Origin of the sequence: Ruegeria sp. HKCCA4008, from assembly GCF_013033125.1 — a bacterium.
GTDB lineage: Bacteria > Pseudomonadota > Alphaproteobacteria > Rhodobacterales > Rhodobacteraceae > Ruegeria.
Map to the genome: position 1 here is coordinate 229,369 of NZ_WQDM01000006.1, position 18,856 is coordinate 248,224.

General features: G+C 54.5%; 19 protein-coding genes and 1 tRNA gene. 13 read left to right on the forward strand and 7 right to left on the reverse strand.

Annotated features, from left to right (window positions below; genetic code table 11):
• Positions 1-17 precede the first annotated feature (17 nt).
• From GOW60_RS14860 to GOW60_RS14870, 3 genes are read left to right on the forward strand one after another with little or no spacing between them, the layout of a single operon-like run.
• Positions 18-854 (forward strand): hypothetical protein, encoded by an 837-nt coding sequence (locus GOW60_RS14860; RefSeq protein ID WP_171229869.1) that lies wholly within the window; start codon positions 18-20, stop codon positions 852-854.
• A gap of 2 nt (positions 855-856) precedes the next feature.
• The gene (locus GOW60_RS14865; RefSeq protein ID WP_171229870.1) at positions 857-1,597 is read left to right on the forward strand and encodes a sulfotransferase family protein; all 741 of its coding nucleotides are present in this window, start codon (positions 857-859) and stop codon (positions 1,595-1,597) included.
• Positions 1,598-1,614: 17 nt separating this feature from the next.
• Positions 1,615-1,998 (forward strand): carboxymuconolactone decarboxylase family protein, encoded by a 384-nt coding sequence (locus GOW60_RS14870; protein ID WP_152456719.1) that lies wholly within the window; start codon positions 1,615-1,617, stop codon positions 1,996-1,998.
• A gap of 7 nt (positions 1,999-2,005) precedes the next feature.
• On the opposite strand, the gene GOW60_RS14875 is transcribed toward GOW60_RS14870, so the two are convergent.
• Positions 2,006-3,625, reverse strand: coding sequence for a hypothetical protein (locus tag GOW60_RS14875; protein ID WP_171229871.1), 1,620 nt, complete (start codon positions 3,623-3,625; stop codon positions 2,006-2,008).
• Between the two features lie 32 nt (positions 3,626-3,657).
• Positions 3,658-3,969, reverse strand: a complete 312-nt coding sequence (locus GOW60_RS14880; protein ID WP_152456717.1) for a hypothetical protein — start codon at positions 3,967-3,969, stop codon at positions 3,658-3,660.
• Between the two features lie 68 nt (positions 3,970-4,037).
• On the opposite strand from GOW60_RS14880, the gene GOW60_RS14885 reads away from it, so the two are divergent.
• Entirely contained in the window at positions 4,038-4,979 is a 942-nt protein-coding gene (locus GOW60_RS14885) for a YcaO-like family protein (protein WP_171229872.1), read from the forward strand.
• Positions 4,980-4,986: 7 nt separating this feature from the next.
• Here the strand turns inward: GOW60_RS14885 and GOW60_RS14890 are convergent, their stop codons facing one another.
• Together GOW60_RS14890 and GOW60_RS14895 are read right to left on the reverse strand one after the other, a co-directional pair.
• Positions 4,987-6,234, reverse strand: a complete 1,248-nt coding sequence (locus GOW60_RS14890) for a hypothetical protein (RefSeq protein ID WP_171229873.1) — start codon at positions 6,232-6,234, stop codon at positions 4,987-4,989.
• Positions 6,235-6,379: 145 nt separating this feature from the next.
• Positions 6,380-8,362, reverse strand: coding sequence for a hypothetical protein (locus GOW60_RS14895; protein WP_171229874.1), 1,983 nt, complete (start codon positions 8,360-8,362; stop codon positions 6,380-6,382).
• Between the two features lie 652 nt (positions 8,363-9,014).
• On the opposite strand from GOW60_RS14895, the gene GOW60_RS14900 reads away from it, so the two are divergent.
• Both GOW60_RS14900 and GOW60_RS14905 read left to right on the forward strand, forming a co-directional pair.
• Positions 9,015-9,548, forward strand: coding sequence for a hypothetical protein (locus tag GOW60_RS14900; RefSeq protein WP_171229875.1), 534 nt, complete (start codon positions 9,015-9,017; stop codon positions 9,546-9,548).
• 63 nt (positions 9,549-9,611) lie between these two features.
• The gene (locus GOW60_RS14905; protein WP_171229876.1) at positions 9,612-10,820 is read left to right on the forward strand and encodes a hypothetical protein; all 1,209 of its coding nucleotides are present in this window, start codon (positions 9,612-9,614) and stop codon (positions 10,818-10,820) included.
• Positions 10,821-11,072: 252 nt separating this feature from the next.
• Here GOW60_RS14905 and GOW60_RS14910 read toward each other — a convergent pair.
• Positions 11,073-11,162, reverse strand: a tRNA-Ser gene (locus tag GOW60_RS14910).
• Between the two features lie 583 nt (positions 11,163-11,745).
• On the opposite strand from GOW60_RS14910, the gene GOW60_RS14915 reads away from it, so the two are divergent.
• From GOW60_RS14915 to GOW60_RS14930, 4 genes are all read left to right on the forward strand, one after another.
• Positions 11,746-12,189 (forward strand): hypothetical protein, encoded by a 444-nt coding sequence (locus tag GOW60_RS14915; RefSeq protein ID WP_171229877.1) that lies wholly within the window; start codon positions 11,746-11,748, stop codon positions 12,187-12,189.
• A complete protein-coding gene (locus GOW60_RS14920) occupies positions 12,189-13,031 on the forward strand; it encodes a hypothetical protein (RefSeq protein ID WP_171229878.1) in 843 nt (280 codons plus the stop codon). Before GOW60_RS14915 ends, GOW60_RS14920 begins: the two co-directional genes overlap by 1 nt.
• Positions 13,032-13,706: 675 nt before the next feature.
• Positions 13,707-14,993 (forward strand): DUF3987 domain-containing protein, encoded by a 1,287-nt coding sequence (locus GOW60_RS14925; RefSeq protein WP_171229879.1) that lies wholly within the window; start codon positions 13,707-13,709, stop codon positions 14,991-14,993.
• 106 nt (positions 14,994-15,099) lie between these two features.
• Positions 15,100-15,399, forward strand: a complete 300-nt coding sequence (locus GOW60_RS14930; protein ID WP_171229880.1) for a hypothetical protein — start codon at positions 15,100-15,102, stop codon at positions 15,397-15,399.
• 42 nt (positions 15,400-15,441) lie between these two features.
• Here the strand turns inward: GOW60_RS14930 and GOW60_RS14935 are convergent, their stop codons facing one another.
• Both GOW60_RS14935 and GOW60_RS14940 read right to left on the reverse strand, forming a co-directional pair.
• A complete protein-coding gene (locus GOW60_RS14935) occupies positions 15,442-15,867 on the reverse strand; it encodes a hypothetical protein (protein ID WP_171229881.1) in 426 nt (141 codons plus the stop codon).
• Positions 15,864-16,673 (reverse strand): plasmid recombination protein, encoded by an 810-nt coding sequence (locus GOW60_RS14940; RefSeq protein WP_171229882.1) that lies wholly within the window; start codon positions 16,671-16,673, stop codon positions 15,864-15,866. The genes GOW60_RS14935 and GOW60_RS14940 overlap by 4 nt, the downstream gene beginning before the upstream one ends.
• 241 nt (positions 16,674-16,914) lie before the next feature.
• Here GOW60_RS14940 and GOW60_RS14945 point away from each other — a divergent pair, with 241 nt between their 5' ends.
• Genes GOW60_RS14945 through GOW60_RS21165 form a run of 3 tightly spaced genes read left to right on the forward strand, consistent with a single transcriptional unit; the run spans position 16,915 to position 18,849 of the window.
• Positions 16,915-17,100, forward strand: coding sequence for a hypothetical protein (locus GOW60_RS14945; RefSeq protein WP_171229883.1), 186 nt, complete (start codon positions 16,915-16,917; stop codon positions 17,098-17,100).
• 32 nt (positions 17,101-17,132) lie between these two features.
• On the forward strand, positions 17,133-18,398 hold the full coding sequence (locus GOW60_RS14950) for a recombinase family protein (protein WP_254443970.1): 1,266 nt from the start codon (positions 17,133-17,135) through the stop codon (positions 18,396-18,398).
• A 40-nt stretch (positions 18,399-18,438) separates the two neighbouring features.
• Complete coding sequence (locus GOW60_RS21165) at positions 18,439-18,849, forward strand: hypothetical protein (protein ID WP_254443971.1); 411 nt, start codon at positions 18,439-18,441, stop codon at positions 18,847-18,849.
• Positions 18,850-18,856: the final 7 nt, after the last annotated feature.

Genomic DNA, 18,856 nt, shown 5'->3' on the forward strand with positions numbered 1-18,856 from the left:
GCCGAGGTAGCACGCTGATGCTGATGCCTGAAGTCTGGCGCCCGGAACACAAACTGTTCCCTCATCAGGTCGGGTTCACCTGCCCGCCGTTCGATTTTGACGCCGCGCCCTCGGATTTCCTGCGCATGTGCCCCGAAACGGTGGGCGTTCACGGGTGGATGCTGCATGTGCCAGATTATGTGCACGGGTTGGATCAGCGGAAACAGAACTTTGGCATGCTCGAAGACTTCGTGCACTGCATGTCCCGCAACGGTGTGGATGTCTGCGGTCAGGTCGGTTCGAACTGGGTCCATGCCAGCGGGCTGGGCGTGGAAGGCGTTCGGCAACACTGCGAAGACCTGTCAGACAAATATGAAACCCGCTTTCACATGGCAGGATATGCCATGGTCGAGGCATTGCGTGACCTGAATGTCGAAAAGGTTGCCCTGAACGCCGCCTATCATTGGCCGGAATGGTGGCAGGGCACGGTCAGTTTCTTGACAGAAGCCGGGTTTGATGTGGTCTGGGCCGGGAATTTCCACGATCAGGGCTGGTTCGACAGTCAGGAAGACGTCAATTCCTGTCGCTGGGTCTTTGACGGCGATCTGGCGCTGAAAAGCTTTGAATATGTGGCCGACAAGGCACCTCGGGCCGAAGCGATCCTGATCAATGGCATGTGCAATTTCCGCACCGGACCCGGTGGCTTGCCCCAGCGCCCGCTGCATCTGGCCGATACGCTAGAAAACGCGCTGGGCAAACCGGTGATCGGCCACGACATCGCGCTTTACTGGCGCATCTTCAAATCCCTCGGTATCGCACCCGACAAACCGCACGGGCAATTGCTGAAACGTCTTGAGTTGTTCGAGAGGCCATGACCATGCACAAAATCCTCGCGCTCTGGGCCGTGCCCAGATCCACGTCAACCGCGTTCGAGTGGATGATGCGGCAACGCGGTGATCTCGACTGCCTGCACGAGCCCTTTGGCGAGGCGTGGTATCAGGGTGAAGACCCGCTTTGGCATCGGTTCCAACCGGGTGATGTGACAACGCCGGGCCTGACACTGGACAGCGTGTGGCTGGACATTCAGCAGCGGGCGAAACAGGGGCCGGTCTTCCTCAAGGATTTTCCGCATTACATCAACCACATGTGGGATGCCGAGTTTCTGTCGCATTTCACCCACGCCTTCCTGATCCGGGACCCGGCCAAGACCATCACTTCGATGTACAAGCAATGGCCGGACTTTGCCGAAGGCGAGGTTGGCTTTCCCGAACAGCGCGCGCTGTTCGATCTGTTGACGGCGTTGAACGGAACTCCGCCGCCGGTCATTGACAGCGATGACCTGCTGGAAGACCCACACGGCATGACCCGGGCCTTCTGTGACGCGGTGGGAATCCCATTCATCCAAGAGGCGCTGACATGGGAACCGGGCGGTGATCCGTCCGCCCTCAGTTGGTGGGACGGCGGGTCGTTCCATGGCAACCTGGCGAAATCGACCGGGCTTGCCCCGCAGCCCCGCACGCATATCGACATCGCGGACGCGCCAGACCGGGTGAAACAGGTGCACCGCAGGATGAAACCGCATTACGATCACCTTTACAGACACCGCCTGACACACTGACACACCGGAGACCCGCAATGGCCGACATTTTCGACGAAGACCTGTTTCTGAAAGGACTGGAGCAAAGGAAGAACACGCTGGGCGCAGAGTATGTGGAAAAAAACCTTGCTGCCGCCGACGACTTCACCCGCCCGTTTCAAGAAGCCATGACGGCCTGGTGCTGGGGGTTTGGGTGGGGCGACGACGTGATCGACGCCAAGACCCGGTCGATGATGAACCTGTCGATGATCGGTGCGCTGGGCAAGATGCATGAATGGGAAATCCATTGCCGGGGCGCCATAAACAACGGGGTTTCAAAGGAAGAAATCCGCGCCATCATCCACGTGGTCGGGATTTATTGCGGTGTTCCTCAGGCGCTGGAGTGTTTTCGCGTGGCCCGCAAGGTGCTGGAAGAAACCTGACGACCCGTCACAGACCAGCCGCCGACAACAGCCGCACGCCTTTTTCGTAGTGTTGCCGGTTCTTGAAACAGCCGGGCCAGGCCCAGCGTTCGGCCGTAAAGCCCGGCTGCAACTCCAGAATCTGCCGGGCATGTCGACGCGCCAGGGAATGGTTCCCGGCGGCGGCGGACAGCATGCACAGCACGACGCGGGGACGAACGCGTCCTGGGTCGACCCGCAACACGTTATGGGCATGCTGCCACGCGGCCTTGTCCCCGGTCATCATCATTGCGATTGCCAGATTTGCTTCGATCCAAATGGGCGGATGCGGCGTCAACGCCAACGCTTTCTTGCAGACCGAAACGCCTTCTTCGGCCCGGTCATCATACACCAACAGGATGCCGTAATATCCCAACAATTCCGGACTTCCGCTGAAACGTTCCACGACGGCAAGCATCAAGCTGCAAGCCTCTGACGTGTTGCCTGCAACACTGTGGGTAAAAGCATGGAGGGCGGAGCAATACGGGTCAGTCGGGTTCAGGTTGCGCAACTGTTTGCATTCGGCCTCTACCATTGCCAGCGTCTCGGCCGGGTTTGCATCCATGCCCAGGCGGATCATGTCCAAATGACAGAAACCGATCGCCACACGTGCCGGCAGGTATCCGGGGTCAAACTCGAGACAGGCGCGGTATTGACGGATGGCATCCTGCAACCCGTCTTCCGTTGCCTGACTTTCCAATATGCGCGCTTTCTGGAACGCAGACCAGGCCTCGGTCGAAGTGGCACGACCTGACCAGATTTCCGACCAATACCCGTCGCGCAATCGCAGTTGGAGCGCCTCGACGACCTTCATGGCGATTTCTTCGACCGCGTCGAATGTTTCCTTCGCACGAAAGCGGAACCGCTGTGTCCAAAGGCACACCTGATCCGCGGTTGACGTCAATTGAGCGGCCACCCGCAGACCTTCCGCGCCAACCACGCTGCCGCTGAGAACATAACCTTCAACCGGGCTTTCCTGCCTGCGCGCGTCACGCAGTTCGATCACGTCGGACATTGTGCCCAGAAGAAACATGAGTTCGTCTCGTATGGAGGAGGCAGCGATGCTGATATCCGGCGTTTCCCCAACAACTTCAAACGGCTCAACCACAACCGCTGGACGCAAACGCCCCCAATGCACCGGCAAACCGCGGCCCGCCAGAACCGGCCCGTCTGAGTCTGTATCGATGTCCCAATAGGCCTGCCGTTCAACCGTCAGCCATGCCTCGAACTCGGGGTCGGCAACGTCCAACCCTTCCAGCAATTCAGCCCGATCGGAACTGAGCTGCTCGTCAAACAGATCAACCTCGACTGCTGCCAGATTGACCGACACCGTTTCACGGGTGATTTCAAGAATATCAATTTTGTGCTTGGAAAAGTGCTTGCTGAGAATACTCAGCTCTTTGCGCAGCGACGCCGCGCCTTGTGCGGGCGAACTCTCGCTCCAGAGCTTGTCCTGCAACCAAGCCCTGCTGCGTATTGCGTTTTTCGACAGAAGCACCAAAGCAAGAAGAGCTTTCGCTTTGGTGCCCCGAGGCGTCACATCCTGACCGTCGTCACGGATAATCTGAAACGGTCCGGTCAAAAAAACCTTGGTTTTTGCCTCAGTCACTAACGGCCCTCAAAAACGTTCGGGGGTTGTCGTTAACCGCTGCATCCAAATATGACGATACCGCCCATCGCTTCATAGGCCAGTTTGCAGCACCATGACTCGTGATCGGGGTTCGGATCCGGCTTTTTGTCACTCAGGTCCGGAACAACGATATGAACCAGATCCTTGGTGTCATAGACAAACCTGACCTCTGGATTACCACTGTCCGCAAGGATTTCTTGAATTTTGCGTTCCGCCGCGTCCTGATCATCTTGCGACCCCAGCGCACGGCCGCGCGCGGCATTCAGAACTTCGCACCCCAAGTCTTTCAACGAATAATTCGGGTTGATTGCCAAACGAGCCACGTAAAATCTCCTTCTCAAACAACAATGCCCACTTGTATACCCGGTAATATGCTTATCCGGAAATGAAAATGACCGACACGTTGATAGAACGCGCTGAAACTGCTCGGCTAATTTCCAAACCCTCGTTTGCCGAATTCCCCAAAAATGCGCCGATCCACGCGGCTTTTCGCTTGATCGAGCTGCGCGACGGAGCTCTGCCCCCCAAGGGCGGGATGGGCCATCGCGTGTCTTTCGGCACCGGCCGCACACCAAAAGAGGCGGCGCGGCTGGCCGGCTTCGAAGCGATCGAGCGCTATGCCTTGCAATACAGTGCCGAAGCACCACCAACCCGCGAAAGCCTGATTGCGTCGGATGGCGCATCCCATGTGATGCCAAACGACGCGCTTGCACTGGGTGTTCCGGGCAGTGACGGAAAGGTCAATTCGAAAGGTGCCGCGGCTGGCCCGACGCATGAAGCCGCCGCGCTGTGGGCGGCGCTGGAGTGTTTGGAACACGCTCTTGGATCGCAGGGGTTTGACCACCTGGCGCCGGACACGGTCCTGCCCCATGATTTGACGCAGTGGCTGCACATCCAACTGCGGCAACTGAGCCTTCACGTCCTCGAAGTTCCGGGCATCGGCCTTCTGCTGCGCGCGGTCTGCGCAGATGCGGATGGCGGCAGGCCGACCTATGGGTCGGCGCTTTCCGCAAATCTGGCGCGGGGCGTCTGGCACGCAGCATCCGAGGCGGTGGTGTCCTGGCGCAACATGGTGATGCTTGAACACAACGGTGTAACGGATCACGGCATGGATGCCGAACAGGCCCGTCTGTTCCGGCTTTATCGCGGCGCGCAGAATGACCGGCCTGTTGCTCCGACGCGGTTGTTCGACGTGCAGGCGTGGGACAGCCCGAACCCATCGCTGACGACGGTATTGACAGCGGCAAGTCGCGCCCTCGGTCGTCCGGTTGCGGTTTTTGACATGACCGCACCTGAAATTCCCCTGCCGGTGGTCAAAGCCGTAGCAGTTTGAGCACCGGTCAGGATCCGTGTCTGCGAAAGCCTGTCGTGTCGCCGTTGGTCTCTGCCTTGCAACGGTCCGCGAATTCCAAAAGCTGCCTGCAACGTTCGGTCTCGGGCAGGCTGCGGACAACCCGCCCTGGATCAGCATGCGGAATTTCAACAAATTCGACACGGGTGATCACGCGCGGCCTGGCGGCAACTGTGATCATCGGTCCGACCTCGATCAAGCTGGCCAGAGCATAGCCCGAGACAGGGAGCGCCGAAGGGCCTGTTCCCAGCGTGATATCATCCAGAAACCGGGGATCGTCGTCGGCAGGCCCGAATTCAAGGCGCATGTGCATTCCCGGCGCACCGCGCCTGAACCGGACCCAGCCCCGAGGCACCCTGCCCGCACCCACAATCAGTCGTGATGTATGGAATGCCTGAATATACAGCCCAAGCGGATCAGAGAATGCCATCGCCCGACCCGAAGGTGACTTGCCACAGTTCCCCGCGGCCAGTTCAAGCGTATCGCTCACCTGGCGCATCCCTGCATGCCCGCAGTACAGATCCTGCCGGTTCGCGAAATCAAGAACTTCTTCAAGCCGGGCGCGCCGGTTGCTCTCGCCGTCCTTCACGAGATATGGGAAGGAAGAAAAATGTATGGTCTGGATCAGACCGGTCAATCGGTTCGTGCCCTTGGCCAGAAACAGGGCATGCTGGATATTCAACGGATGTTCCGGCGGATGCGCGTGATCCCTACCCACCAGCCTTTTGTGAAAGCGGGCCGCGCGCTCGGACACATCCATCGACATCCATACCGACCGTGAGACTTCAAACAGATCCTTGCAGGAGTAGAAGCGCCCGGTCACCGATGCGACCACCGACAGGAAGTGATCGAGATCGAACACCGCCATGAACTGCCACCACTCCACAAACTCGGTAGTGGCCACAAATCGCTTCGGGCGCAGCCTGCCACCGGCATCGGGTCGCATTACCAACGTGTATTCAAGATATTCATTGTGCAGCTCAACCCTGCCGGACCAGCCTTGGTCACACACGCGCGCCGCCAGCTCATCGCCCAGACAGTCCCGCGGTTCCCGGGGATCGGCGCGCCATCTGAACCCATTCGAAGGCTGGCCCGCCTCGATGTCACGCGGATCCATGACCAGAAACGGGCTGACGCCCTGCACGTCGAATATGTTCTGAATGCTTGAGTTCCACGCTGACCGGGTGGCTTCGTTCACGCCTTGATCAGCAAGTCCCGGCGATTGGAATACAGACATCAAAGAACACCGTTGGGCTTCAGAGACACTAGAATGGAAAGTCAGAGGTCGATGCCCGTAGGTTTTCAATTCCGACGGGGCGATCGCCACCGGTGACGAACAAGGAAGCATCATGGAAACCGACCTGTCATGGGGCCTGATAGCTTCATCCTGCCCACCCCGCCTGTTCGGGCAAATGACGGGTCCACCACAATTCGGGCGTACTGTTCACAATGTGGATTTCGCTACCGCAAGAACGACCGCCAACGATGTTGAGGCGATCTCCATCAAATGTTTCAAGCGACATTTTCGCGCCCCCCCGGAAATTCGCCATCTGTTCGGCCAGAATGCCCACTGCAACGCGTTCACCCATTCGGATACTGTCGAAATAGTCGCTGTAGAAATGTACCCCTGCAAAATTGCGCCCGATCGCGATATTCGCAGCCAACTTGTTCAGCTCGCCATTCAGCGTAAGTTTCGCTGCGCTGTCCTCTGGCCGTACGGACTCAACCAGTGTCCTGCCACCCGGAGCCGGAACAAAGACGCGCTCCATACCCGCCTCTGCCAAAGATACCCGGGACCCGTCCAGCGCGTGCGTTCTGAAGAACGCCTTGAGCAGCGTCGCGCACGCCCCGGCAACTGCCCCATGCGCCGCCCCGTAGGACGGCTGCATTGGCGAGCCCTCGGGATAAGCAACAGGCAACAGCAGGTTGCGATCGATTTGCGGCAGCCCTTTATGAGAAACCGCGTTGTGCGCGAACCGCTTGGTGGCCGGCGCGGCGGCAATGGCTTCCACAAGACTGAAATCTTCGCAGGCGGCGCTTTCCAATTTCTCAAGATAGGCTGCGGCAAACGGTTCCGCTGCGCCAAGCACCGCGCCATGACCATTCGCCACCAGGGTTACAACGCTGCCCAGCTTTTCAGGGCGGGCGCGGTTGTGCACCTGAAAGGTCTGGCGTCGCACGGCCCGCATTGCCCTTGTCGCAGTTTCTGCCAGCATCGACAGTACATGAGACGCGCCCCAATGGGCCCCGCCATCCTCTGCACGGGAATTCCAGACTTCGGGCAGACCATCATCTGCTTGATACCCTCGGCCCAACATCAGCAGGCAGGCATTGAAAAAAGCCTGATAGATCGAGTCGAAATGCACATAGGTAGCAAGGTCGCGAGGTGTTTCAATAAACTTCGGGCCACAGGCTTCAAAGGCTAGTTCGCCGGTCGCGTCCGCGCCGTTCTGAACGTCCAGCCACTCGGCCCAGTCCCGCAAATAGTCCACGCCAACGGCCTGTGGTGCAACTCTTTGGTCAACCCGAAACGAACCAAACGGCATTGCCCTTGGCGCAGTTGTATTTGCCAACCACCGCCCTTGCACATGCGCCACGTCTGACGTCAGCGGGTCGTAACCCTGCAAAAGGAACTGCGACACGTAAGGCCCGTCCGAACAGCCTTGGCTCGAGCCGCGGAACAAAGTTCGGGAAGACAGACCTTCGCCATCTCGAACCCGGCGCGCCGCCGGTACTTTCCCGATCTCGGCGCCGCTGGCATCCTTTGGCCAACCGTCTTTGCGGAACCACTCCAACCGGCCAAGGGCGCCAAGTACCTTGTCGGTTCCCTCGGCACCATCCCGAATGGTTTCGAAGGGCACATCCCGCAGACAGGCCATCGCATAGAGTTCGGCCATCTCTGCCGCCAATTCATCCGACCCAAGCCTGGGCGCCGGAGCGATACCCAAACCGCCGGCGTCCAAACCATTGAACCCCAACCGATGACCCAGGATTGGCCCTTCCCACGCACGCCACCTAAATTCACCACCCTCTGATGGCGCTGTGCGGAAGGGCCCGGAATAGGCTGGCGTGTCAAACAGCGTCAGCCTGTTTCCATGATTGTCGGTGCAGGTAGGGTCAGCCATTTCTTCCAGAAATTCGGTATAAACCTGCGCGTCGACGATACCGTTTTCGTCATGCCGCAAGCCCTTCGAAAAGCTCGTGGGCCAAGTCCCGGCAAACAGGTCTGCTTCGCCGTTATGTTCATCGGCCGCCCTCTCCCGGACGCCAATCGGCGTGTTCGAATGATACTGATCCCGGTTCAATCCACGATTGGGCTTTTCCAGGTCCTGCCAGGGTTCAGACGGAATGATATGTTGCGGCATGTTGCTCTCCCGATCGACAGAAACAACGATTCGCACGACGCCGTTACCGGATCGTGACCGGTCATTCTGACAGGCTTTTTGCCCTGTTCAGCATCACATTGGAAATGTCCCGTATAGAAAGGGCTTCGATCGCGCTGGACACCAAGCCCCGCCGCCGCTTTCCGATCTTTCGAGAAATCGCAGAATCCAATGCAAAACAGGATATCTGGGGCCCAGCCATCTTCGGGCTGAATCTCCCCGGACAGAAAGCTAAAGAAAGTTGGATGGCGGAGACGAAGGGATTCGAACCCTCGAGACGGTTTCCCGCCTACTCCCTTAGCAGAGGAATTACTGGGTATAAATAATATAAAAAAATCAATAAGTTACACTCAAATCTCGTCTTGTTGTGTCAGTTTTGTGCCAATTTTGCACGAAATAACTCGCGTAAGCTCAGTGTCCCGTGCGCTTGCCTCTCTCGTTTTCATGTTTTTTGTCAGAAACTCATACTGTTACTTGTCCGTTGGGTTCTGCACGTTAAAAAGGTATCTGCCCAAACCGGGGCCTATTTCAAACGTTCACAGACGTAGTGGCTTGAGGCCGGTTGACGGAAAATTAGGCTAAGGGAAGCTCACGTATACGCGGTTAGTTGACCGGGTCGACATGGAACATATCGATGGTAATTGAATCACACTATTGGCGTGAAGATCTGATTGCTTACGCAAAAAGCTTCCAGCCGGTAAGAAAGCCACCACGTTGGAGCGAACGGCTGGTAGTGAACTTCGAAAAGGATGTGACCGTGGCGATGTTCATGGTCCGAAGACTAGCAGAAGCTAACCGTTTTTCGTCCAAGATGAAAAACCACAAGGCCAAGGTATTTCGTTGCGCCTTCGATGGAAAGCCACATAGGCTAATCTACCGCGACATTGAGGAGCTATATAAACTTGATTGCGAGGAACCCGTCACTCGAGGGCCGATGTTTCTATGCAATCAGTTTATCCACGCTGACTTCACATACGCCTATCGTGGTTTAGACCGAAATTGGGAAGGGCTGTATACAAGTTCTGATTACCAGAAAAAAAAGTGGGTATATCGAGTCCCGCTCATAGAGATCGTCAAGATACTCGAGCTTGCCGCACACGATTATCCGAGCAGGGTGTCGTGGCGATATGACCCGGAGAAAGAGGATTTCGTAATAAGTACGGACTGAGTTCTAACCACTCGCACCCCTGGAAGCCCAAAGCGGACTGCCATACAACTCTCTGAGCATTTGATGATCGATACAAATCCCAAAGAAGATACGTGCGTACAATCGGAAGAGGACGCACTTTACGAAGAACTATTTCGTTTACACAGCGAAGTTCACGTTCTTGCTGAGGACCTAGATCGTCTCGATCACCTTCTTGAAATACAGAGGAGTTTAGTAAGCGCAATCCTGAGAACGGAAACTGAAATTAAGTCTGCGAAAGATAGCGGAGATGATCCAAAAGACTGGCAGTACTTGCGGTATAATTTCCTTTGCTTGGGCGACAGCCTAGCCTTCCTTTATCTTGATAGGTTCTCTCTCAAACAAACCTACTTCAATGTTGAAAATTACAGCCCCAAACAAGGTGGAGGGTTTCTATCAGGTCAAACTGGACTTGCCGGAGAAATTGCTGTTTTAGAGCAAGCCATCGAAGCAGGCGTGCCAGCAGTGCTCTGTGATCTAACCAATGTCGTTAGGTACGGGGACGTTTGCCTCTTGGGTGCCGCAGACCCTTTCCCCATTGAAGTCAAGTCGTCCAAGACGAAAGACAAACGTGGGAAACGTCAAAAGCGGAAACTGGCAAAACTATTGGAATTTCTTGAATCGGATCGGGCTCAAGGATTTCGTGGAAACTCAAAAACCACCGTTCGGATTGAAACATCTCTCCCGTTGAATTCATATTCAGAACAGCTCGAAGCCGCAATACAGGATGCGGAATCCGAGGGTATGGTCACATTCGATGTAGATGAGTGCTTGCGAGTCGCTGTTTTCCAGGGCGCTGAAAGAGATATGAGCCGACTGATGGATGGCATCGACGGTGACCGCGCTCTTGGAAATTTCGTCAATGACATAAAATCCAATATGCTATGGGCGTATCATTACCCATATGCGTTGTCCTTCAAGCATACTAAGAACTATGCCAAGTTTGTACACGGAGAGGTAGTGATCGTAACCATCTTGGACATGGGTAAGTTTGAATCGAAGCTGGCTTACGATGGAATTGAACTGAAGGTTGAAGCTGACGAGAATAGCATTCAATGCCGCATTAAACACCCTGAGCTTTCAGACTACACGGAAGAGCCTTGGTTCTATGTGAGCGATGGTATGATGGCTAGAATTTGGACAGACTTCTTAAACCCGAGTTGGATCGTCCAGAACGCCATCGAGATGTTAGATCGGTCTCTAAATTCTCTTGGAGATTTCACCGATGGTGTCGATGACGCTGACGCGCATTAACGTAAATCAGATACACGGTCGGAAATCGCTCTAAGCCAGTGCCGATTTTTCTGCAACTGCACCATAAAGTGAAAACAAATTTACAAGGCGGCGGTTTGAGCGCGAATCTGTGTCAGTTTTGTGCCACTTTTTCATACTGTGTTGGAAAATAGTGTTTCGATTCAATGTTAAAATCGATCAATTTAGGCGCAAAGAATGTCAGGCATTCTGCGGCGCGGCGCAAATTTATTTACGATTATTATCAAAGGTTTATGGCGGAGACGAAGGGATTCGAACCCTCGAAACCATTCCTGGTTTACTCCCTTAGCAGGGGAGCGCCTTCGACCACTCGGCCACGTCTCCGCCGACGGGTATATCCTTGCAAGCGACGGGAATACAAGGCGAAATATCTGATTTGTGCCACTCTCTGGCAAAATTGCTGAACCCGTTGAAATCACGGTAAAAGACGCCAACATAGATGGATCATGGGCCAGATATGGCGAATTTTTCTGAGGCATTTATCAACGCGAGGCCACCGAACCTTCAGGTTCGAAGCGACACAGCACATCGAATCCCCGTTCTGTATAGCTGCTCCGATTATGAGATCTTTTTCCGAAAGCGATGAAGTTCTCTTATTACAGTTGGATCCCATTGCCATGTCCAACCTCGAAAATGCTCACTTGTTCGCCAGGGGACATTACCCAAACGCAAAAAGCCCCGCGAGCTGCGAGGCTAAGTGTTTTATATTCGTCTTTAAAGTTTGGTTGCGGGAGCAGGATTTGGACTTTGGCGAATTCTTGAAGCAACATGAACTGACGGAAGCACTGCGCTCTCTCAAAAGACCTCGCATCCATCAAAGCCCATGCAAATCAGGCATTGATGCCCCTAAAAGTAGAATGCTATCCAAGCTTACACTAAGTATTTGAATTCGCTGAAGAGACACGACATGTCAAACACCCCTGCAATCAACCGAGATACGCTGATTGATTTTATTAAAACCAACAGCAATGAGCTTTGGGACGCATTCGAAGAACCATATCTACTCAGCAAAATCCCTGGTGAGTTCAAGGAAGAGCACGGCACAGACTACAAAGATATTTTAGGTGACGAACGGCTAAAACACTTCGTCAAAGCTACGGAAGCCACTGGCTCATACTTGCTGGTGGAGCACCCAGTGCGAAAAGCACAAGTTGGAGTGATCCCCGCAGGTAACGAATACAAGTTCCCGGATCTTGAGCGTGAGACACAACCAGAAAAGCGTGAACGCCGCCAACCCCCAAACGCAGTTATCGTGACCTCTTTCCTGAAACTTCTTTCTCAATTGAGTGACGAGGAACTAAGCGAAGTTCATATCCCCACGAAAATTTTGGCCAAACTCATCTCGAAATAATGAGACTTTTTGTTTGCGTTGCAACACGCGATGGTAACGTGCGCCAATATTTTGGCGAGAAGGGGCGAGCCATTCCCAAAGATGCTCTAAACAGGGGGCATTTTTCGCGGCAGCGCCCGACCGTTCACATAAACTCGTATTCTCCGAGGGGGGCCGCTTCAGAGGAGGACTTTGAAGCGTTCATTGTTCAACGATCAAATGATGCAGATGCCTGTATACTTCTGGTAGATCACGATTTGTTATTCCTGACACGACGCATCCCGAATGCTGTTTTCGTGGTAGGTTTTAACAGCGCTGAGATATCAGGTAATCACAAGGGGTATTTTGACAAGCTTCTCAGCAGGAGTCTGGCAGCGCTTGGGCAGATACTAATGCGGTTTTCATCAGCAAACGATATCGAGCTGATGTCGCTGCCGATTAGGAATTTCCATGGCGACGAATTGCGTCAATTGTCGGAGATCATTGGAAACGCCTGTGTCTATGGCGACCTTTCAGGAGAAATTGACAAACAGCTAAAATCGCTTCGGCGGCGCGTTCGCCCAAGGAAGAAGTCCGCATACAAAACTAAATACGTCGTGGACGACAAATATCTCTTTTTTTCATATGGAAAGGAGAGGCATGCTCGGCCAGAAACTGGGCACCCACATCCGAAATCCTGTGAATTAAACGCATACTTTCGATTCGGCGCACGAATTGATGACAAACGTCACTACAATGTCTCCGCTACCGAAAAGGATCGAACGAGCATTGAGGGAGTGTTCAGAGGCTGTCACGATGATGAGCACCCAATTTCAACTCGCACCCACCTAAATATGTTCGCAAACGACTACTTCACAAAATAGAATGGGGTCCACGTCAAACGTGGACCCCATCTACTATTACTTTGCCTACCGCGACCCCCGTCTCGCTGCAGTCAGTCCGCCGGATTGACTCTCGGATACAGTTACGTTCCGGTCGCTCCAACATTCCATCTAACACTCGGCGCTGAGATGCTCAGAGTTTTGAGTTTCATCACAGCGCACGAACGGCGCGTAGGCACAACCAAGATGTAGTTTCATTTGAACTGCGCGTCAAGCACAGCCTTCTCAGCTACTACCCTCGGTCACTATATGTAGACATTGACCGAAAAACCTTTCGAAATCATGAGTCAAACAAACAATCAGGCAACATTATCCACGTCCGCATCCAACCGACTCACCTTCAACACCCCTCTTCATGATCAGTGATGCAAGACGCGCATTCGCTACATATGTGCAAGTTCATTGAGGACAATGAAGCGAACAAGATTCGCCACCCTCCTTTCACGTTGCATACGGCTTGCTGACTCCAAAACCACAGTAAAAAACACATAAACTCATATACTTAACAGGTGATCACTGACGCTTTCCTCCCCTCCCCCCCCGATTTTTTTCGAGAAATGTGCTGCCAATTTCTTCGGTTTCGTCAGCTTTGGCCAATTTCCTTTTCAGCCGGAACAAACACCGGTCAAAACATAAACTGAAAAGGAACATCATTCTATGTCACCGCATGTCCGCAACAACTCCCTCAAAGGAGCCAAGAAGGTTGGCACCCCCTCGCCTCGTCTTCTCGACTGTCTTTCCGGGCTAACCCTGGAAGGACAAGAGACCGTCCAAGCCTTCCTGAGTTATCAAGGCTCCCCCGATTGGGATGGTCTGAAGGTGGTTCCTCCGGGTTCATTCCTCGAAGAAATCATTGAACTCTTCCGACGCGAGACGGACATTCCCCTGGAATTGCCACTGGTCGCAGCGCTGTCCATTGTTTCGGGCTATCTAAATGCCCTGGGAGCGAAATACGAGATCAGCGGCTCTCTGTATTCGCCAAAGCTCTGGACCGTAGTTCTCGCGGCTTCGGGATCTGGCAAAACCTTTGCGACTGACAAGGTTGCGAGTTGGCTTACAGGTGCTGACGGCAAGCCAGTGGTTCCAGAACTGAAATCGGCGTCCTCCGCTGCTCAGTTCGTTGCGAATATCCAGCAAGCCCCAAAGGGTTTGATGGTCCGTGACGAATTCGGCCAGTTCCTCAACCAAATTCAGCGCCTCCAGCACATGGAAGAAATCAAAGATATCTTGCTGCAAGCCTATTCTGGCGGAGAGATCACACGCATGACCAAGGAGGCGCAGATTGTAATCCAGGACCACGCCTTCTCGATCCTCGGTATCAATGTTGGCGAAACATTCGGTGACCAAATTGGTGCTGAATCCTTGGTGGATGGTTTCGCGCAGCGTTACAATTTCATTCACGCCGACCGGGACCCCAAGCGGCTTACGCAGGACTTTCCGATCTATTTCGAGGACTGGGATTGTCCCGCCATCCAGAGCCGCTATGCCCACTTGCGGTCTGATTGGTTGAAATTGCTTTCGCGCAGCGAATTTGAAGACGCCACCTTCACCTTTTGCCCGAATGCGATTGATCTGTTCAAAGACAGCTTCCGCACGCTGTTCGTCGAGGCTGAGATTCCGGCCAGCTTCTATCGGCGTGCAATGTTCTCAGCGTTTTCTTACGCTGTTGTGTTCCACGTAATCGCGGGGCACCCAGGAACCCTAATTGAACGCGGCAGTATGTCTCTGGCTGTTCGGATGGTGGCGCTGCACCTCGACCACGCCCGCCGCCTTTTGACCAGCTATGGCCTCTCCGAACTGGAAAAGACGGTCCAAAAGGCTGAGACCATCCGCGACCGGCTCAAAGCACGAGGCAAACCCCTGAAAGCTCGAGATTTGGTTTCTGGCATCCGGGAGATCAAATCCGCAGCCCAAGCCCACTCAGTCATGAGCCTGATGAACTGATCTTTTAGGGGTAGGGGTTTGTTTTTGGCCTTCTCACTCTCGGGAAGGCCAAAAACAAACCCCTACCCCAGATAGACTTCAACCCCTCCGATACAAGAGATCCCTCATGAAAAATATTTCTGTGACAAAAGAACAAGCCCGTGAAGCAGTTGAACGGCTTCTGGATGCTGTGAGAGCTGACAGCGGGGTGAGCCTCCGGCTGGCCCGTTTCATCCTCTCGACCCATGGCGCTCACAGCGATGTCGATTTCGACCTGTTCCCAAGCTTGGACAATGACAATCTCGAAGCAGCCCACATCGCTATGCGATATTCGCTGTTTGAGCGCCGCTATGAGCTTCCGCTTGACTGGGAAGAGGCAATGGAAATCCGCGACTACTGGGAGGAGCGGAGCAAAGCCATCGCCTGATTGACCACGCCTTGGTCTTCGCCTCCGGCGGCGACCAGGGCGCTATCGCTCACACCCTCGAAAAGGCTTCTCGGCCTTTCGCTCGTTTGGCGAAATGTCGGGCTCGTCGTCACTCTCAGCCACGCGCTGGAGGATGAGCAGGGCCAGACCATACCGATGGATGCGATCTTCCAAATACTGCACGCGCCAAAGGTCCGCATCCATCCCGGCGGACGGTCTTCTCTCCTCGTGCAGCTCCTCCGCGCTGACCAGCCCTGATGCGACCGCCTCCTGATAGAATTCGCTCACCATGCGTTCGCGTTGCGGTTCGTTGGCAACGCTTTCGGCAAGGAGGTCTTTGGAAGGCGTATTTGCCTTAATCAGCGCGCCCTTTCGCAGCCTTTCAACCTGTTCTGCTTCGACAGTCGGAAATTCTGCAATATCATCACACAGCTCCCAGAGTGCCATTGTGAATTCGTCATGCTTCATCGGGACCGTCCTCTTGTTCTTGTCTTTGATCGCACCTGTGCCAGGGCCGCACCTGCTACCCCTTGGTCCTTCTGAGGCCTGCGAGACAGGAACGTCTGCCGCAGGCTCTTGAGCTTCTTGCCCAGGTGCATGCGGATCTCGTCATCAAGCAAAGACAATTGAGCTGAAGCCGCTTTGATACGCCCGTTCAGCCATTCCTTCTTTGTCTTGGAGCGGCGTTCTTTCCTGAGTTCGTCCGGGAGCTTGTCGCCCCGACGAATGTCCAGGTGCTGCACCGCCGCAGCATACCTGTCGTGTAGATCCTCATAGCTGTTCAGCGCCGCGAACGCTGGGTGCTTGTGGTGGCTGACCTGTTTGACTGTCCGGCGCTTGGTTTTCTTGTTATAGGTCGGAACAATCACTGCATGGATATGCGGTGTGGTTTCGTCGAGATGCGTAGCAATATGGACCGCATCCTCACCGAATTCCTTCTTGAGCCATTTGACACTTTCACGAACCCAGGGGTTCAATCTCTCTCGGTCATATTCCCCGCCTTGGTCTGGACGACCAGGGCGAAAATACTCCGGCGAGGCTGACAACAAAACGCGTGTGATAGGTTTCTCATTGCGCTTGTCGATCTTGGCCCCAGTCTGATCCAGGTATTTCCTGACAGCCGTCTCAGGGCATTTATCGAGGCCAATAGAGGCGTTGAGGTGTGTCTTTGCCTCGTCCGTGTGGGTTTGGTCCCCAATCTCTCGGCGCTCATGCTGCGCATGCGCCTTGAGAGCATTGAAGCCGATCCGCTCAATATTCAAAACTGCTTTCATGCAAAGGAAATGGTTCCCAGAGAGCGCTCACAAAAACAAAACCGGTTTTTTCATAGCTCACTATGGAAAAATAGGGCCCCGCCTTCGGCACCCCATTTTTCCGCTCGCTCTACGAGGTTTTTGGCTGTCGCAAATATCGCCCGCACCGTCATGAACGGCGCGGGCTTCCGCATGCCTATGCTTCAGGTTTCAAGGCTCTTTCGTGCTGCGTTTTCGAATGTCCCAGCCGAAGGAGAACCGAATGAACCTCTCGAAGATGATAGACCTGATCGCCGAAGTCGCCGCAAAACAAGGGTCCCAGGAGGGAAACTCGAAAGAGGAGGCTCCGGATGCAGTGCTGCCTATCATATTGGAATCGCTCGGCGTTCCAAGGGCACTTTTCTCCTTTGGCGGGATTTTTTCACTTGAAGCCCCGTCGATAAGTTGAGCATCTTTGACGAACATTGAACGGAGATATTCATGCATCAGCCGCGTGTTGCCCTTTACGCCCGCTATTCCACTGACATGCAGAACCCGAAGTCTGTTGATGACCAATTCCGGGAATGCCGACACCACGCGGAGCGCCAGGGATGGGTGATCGCTGAGACCTTTGCAGACCGCGGAATCTCCGGCGCAACCGGCGAGCGGCCAGAATATCAAAGACTGCTGTCATCCGTTCGGGACCAAAAGTTCGACATTGTGCTGATCGAGCACATCGACCGCCTGGGACGTGATAGCGAACTGGTCTGGGCCTTTCATAAGACGGTAACCCACGCTGATGCTGAGCTTCACCAGCTTGGTCGCGGCAAGCTTGGAATGATGGATATCGGCATCCTCAGCACCTTTTCCGCCTTGTTCTTAGAAGAGCTCGGCAAAAAAACACGTCGCGGGCTTGAAGGCAAAGTTGAAAACGGACTGAGCGCTGGAGGCCTGTCGTATGGGTATCGCGTTGCCTCACTTTCCAACGGGGTCTCAGACACGGGCAAACTTGAGATCGTGGATGAACAAGCCATGATTATTCGGCGGATCTTTCAAGAATACGCTGATGGGAAATCCCCCCAAAAGATTGCCGCAGGATTGAACCATGATGGAATACCTTCTCCCCGTGGACGTGGAGCAGGCTCCGGCCACTGGAAGCAAAACACTATCAATGGGAACCGGAAAAGGGGCAATGGGATCCTCAACAACGAACTCTATGTCGGGCGTTATGTGTGGGGAAGGCATCGAACATCCAAGCACCCAGAAACCGGGAGGAAGGTCCAGCGCCCAGTTCCGCGCGAAGACTGGAAAGTCACAGACATGCCTCACCTGCGCATTCTGGACCAAGATCTATGGCTTGCCGTGAAGGAGCGCCAGGACAGCCTCGCACGGCAGCGCTCGAAACGTAAGGCTACTGATGCAAACGGCTTGTCCACGTCTCAGGGGCTTCGTCGGCGGAAATACCTTCTTTCCGGCCTCCTGCAATGCTCTCAGTGCGGCGGCAACCTGACAGTCGCAGGCTCCGCAAAAACACGGCGCTATTACTGCGCCAATGCAAAGGAAAAGGGAGCATCAGTCTGCAAAGGAATGCCAGGCTTGAGGGAAGATCTTGCAGCAGAGACCATCCTCAGCAGCCTTCGTGAGCACTTGATGAGAGATGAAGCATTCCAAGAGTTCAAAACGCGGTATCTCCATCACTTGCAACACAAGGAGAAAGATAACGGGGAGGCCCTTCGCCTGCATGACCAAAGGACTTCGCCTGCATGACCAAAGGACAAGAGAGCTTGAGAAGAAGATCTCGAACCTGATGGATGCAATCGAGAATGGTCAGCATTCAAACGTGGTTGTTGAGCGTCTCAATTCATATGACCAGGAACTCAAAACGTTGCAGGCAACGAGGGATCAGCTGGTGCCAAGGCCCATCACGCTTCCTGATGATATGCCGTCGCTGTATCGCGGATATATCGACAACCTGGTGACAACCCTGACAGACGAAGGTGTGGCTGGCAGAGCGAGCGATGAGCTGCACGAACTGCTGGATCGGGTTGTCGTTTCATACGACCATGGTGCCAAGAACCACATCCTGGACATGCAGGGCAACTTGATCACCATGCTAAAAAAGACAAAACCCGCCGAAGAGGCGGGCTTTGACGATGCGAAAAGTTCGCTAAAGTTGGTTGCGGGGAGAGGATTTGAACCTCTGACCTTCAGGTTATGAGCCTGAC

Excerpts from the sequence above, each read along its gene's own strand:
- GOW60_RS21165 (WP_254443971.1), top strand. The coding sequence starts at position 18,439 with ATGGATGCAATCGAGAATGGTCAGCATTCAAACGTGGTTGTTGAGCGT.
- GOW60_RS14885 (WP_171229872.1), top strand. The coding sequence starts at position 4,038 with ATGACCGACACGTTGATAGAACGCGCTGAAACTGCTCGGCTAATTTCC.
- GOW60_RS14870 (WP_152456719.1), top strand. The coding sequence starts at position 1,615 with ATGGCCGACATTTTCGACGAAGACCTGTTTCTGAAAGGACTGGAGCAA.
- GOW60_RS14930 (WP_171229880.1), top strand. The coding sequence starts at position 15,100 with ATGAAAAATATTTCTGTGACAAAAGAACAAGCCCGTGAAGCAGTTGAA.
- GOW60_RS14900 (WP_171229875.1), top strand. The coding sequence starts at position 9,015 with ATGGTAATTGAATCACACTATTGGCGTGAAGATCTGATTGCTTACGCA.
- GOW60_RS14890 (WP_171229873.1), bottom strand. The coding sequence starts at position 6,234 with ATGTCTGTATTCCAATCGCCGGGACTTGCTGATCAAGGCGTGAACGAA.
- GOW60_RS14860 (WP_171229869.1), top strand. The coding sequence starts at position 18 with ATGCTGATGCCTGAAGTCTGGCGCCCGGAACACAAACTGTTCCCTCAT.
- GOW60_RS14950 (WP_254443970.1), top strand. The coding sequence starts at position 17,133 with ATGCATCAGCCGCGTGTTGCCCTTTACGCCCGCTATTCCACTGACATG.
- GOW60_RS14915 (WP_171229877.1), top strand. The coding sequence starts at position 11,746 with ATGTCAAACACCCCTGCAATCAACCGAGATACGCTGATTGATTTTATT.
- GOW60_RS14905 (WP_171229876.1), top strand. The coding sequence starts at position 9,612 with ATGATCGATACAAATCCCAAAGAAGATACGTGCGTACAATCGGAAGAG.
- GOW60_RS14925 (WP_171229879.1), top strand. The coding sequence starts at position 13,707 with ATGTCACCGCATGTCCGCAACAACTCCCTCAAAGGAGCCAAGAAGGTT.
- GOW60_RS14940 (WP_171229882.1), bottom strand. The coding sequence starts at position 16,673 with ATGAAAGCAGTTTTGAATATTGAGCGGATCGGCTTCAATGCTCTCAAG.
- GOW60_RS14920 (WP_171229878.1), top strand. The coding sequence starts at position 12,189 with ATGAGACTTTTTGTTTGCGTTGCAACACGCGATGGTAACGTGCGCCAA.
- GOW60_RS14895 (WP_171229874.1), bottom strand. The coding sequence starts at position 8,362 with ATGCCGCAACATATCATTCCGTCTGAACCCTGGCAGGACCTGGAAAAG.
- GOW60_RS14945 (WP_171229883.1), top strand. The coding sequence starts at position 16,915 with ATGAACCTCTCGAAGATGATAGACCTGATCGCCGAAGTCGCCGCAAAA.
- GOW60_RS14935 (WP_171229881.1), bottom strand. The coding sequence starts at position 15,867 with ATGAAGCATGACGAATTCACAATGGCACTCTGGGAGCTGTGTGATGAT.
- GOW60_RS14865 (WP_171229870.1), top strand. The coding sequence starts at position 857 with ATGCACAAAATCCTCGCGCTCTGGGCCGTGCCCAGATCCACGTCAACC.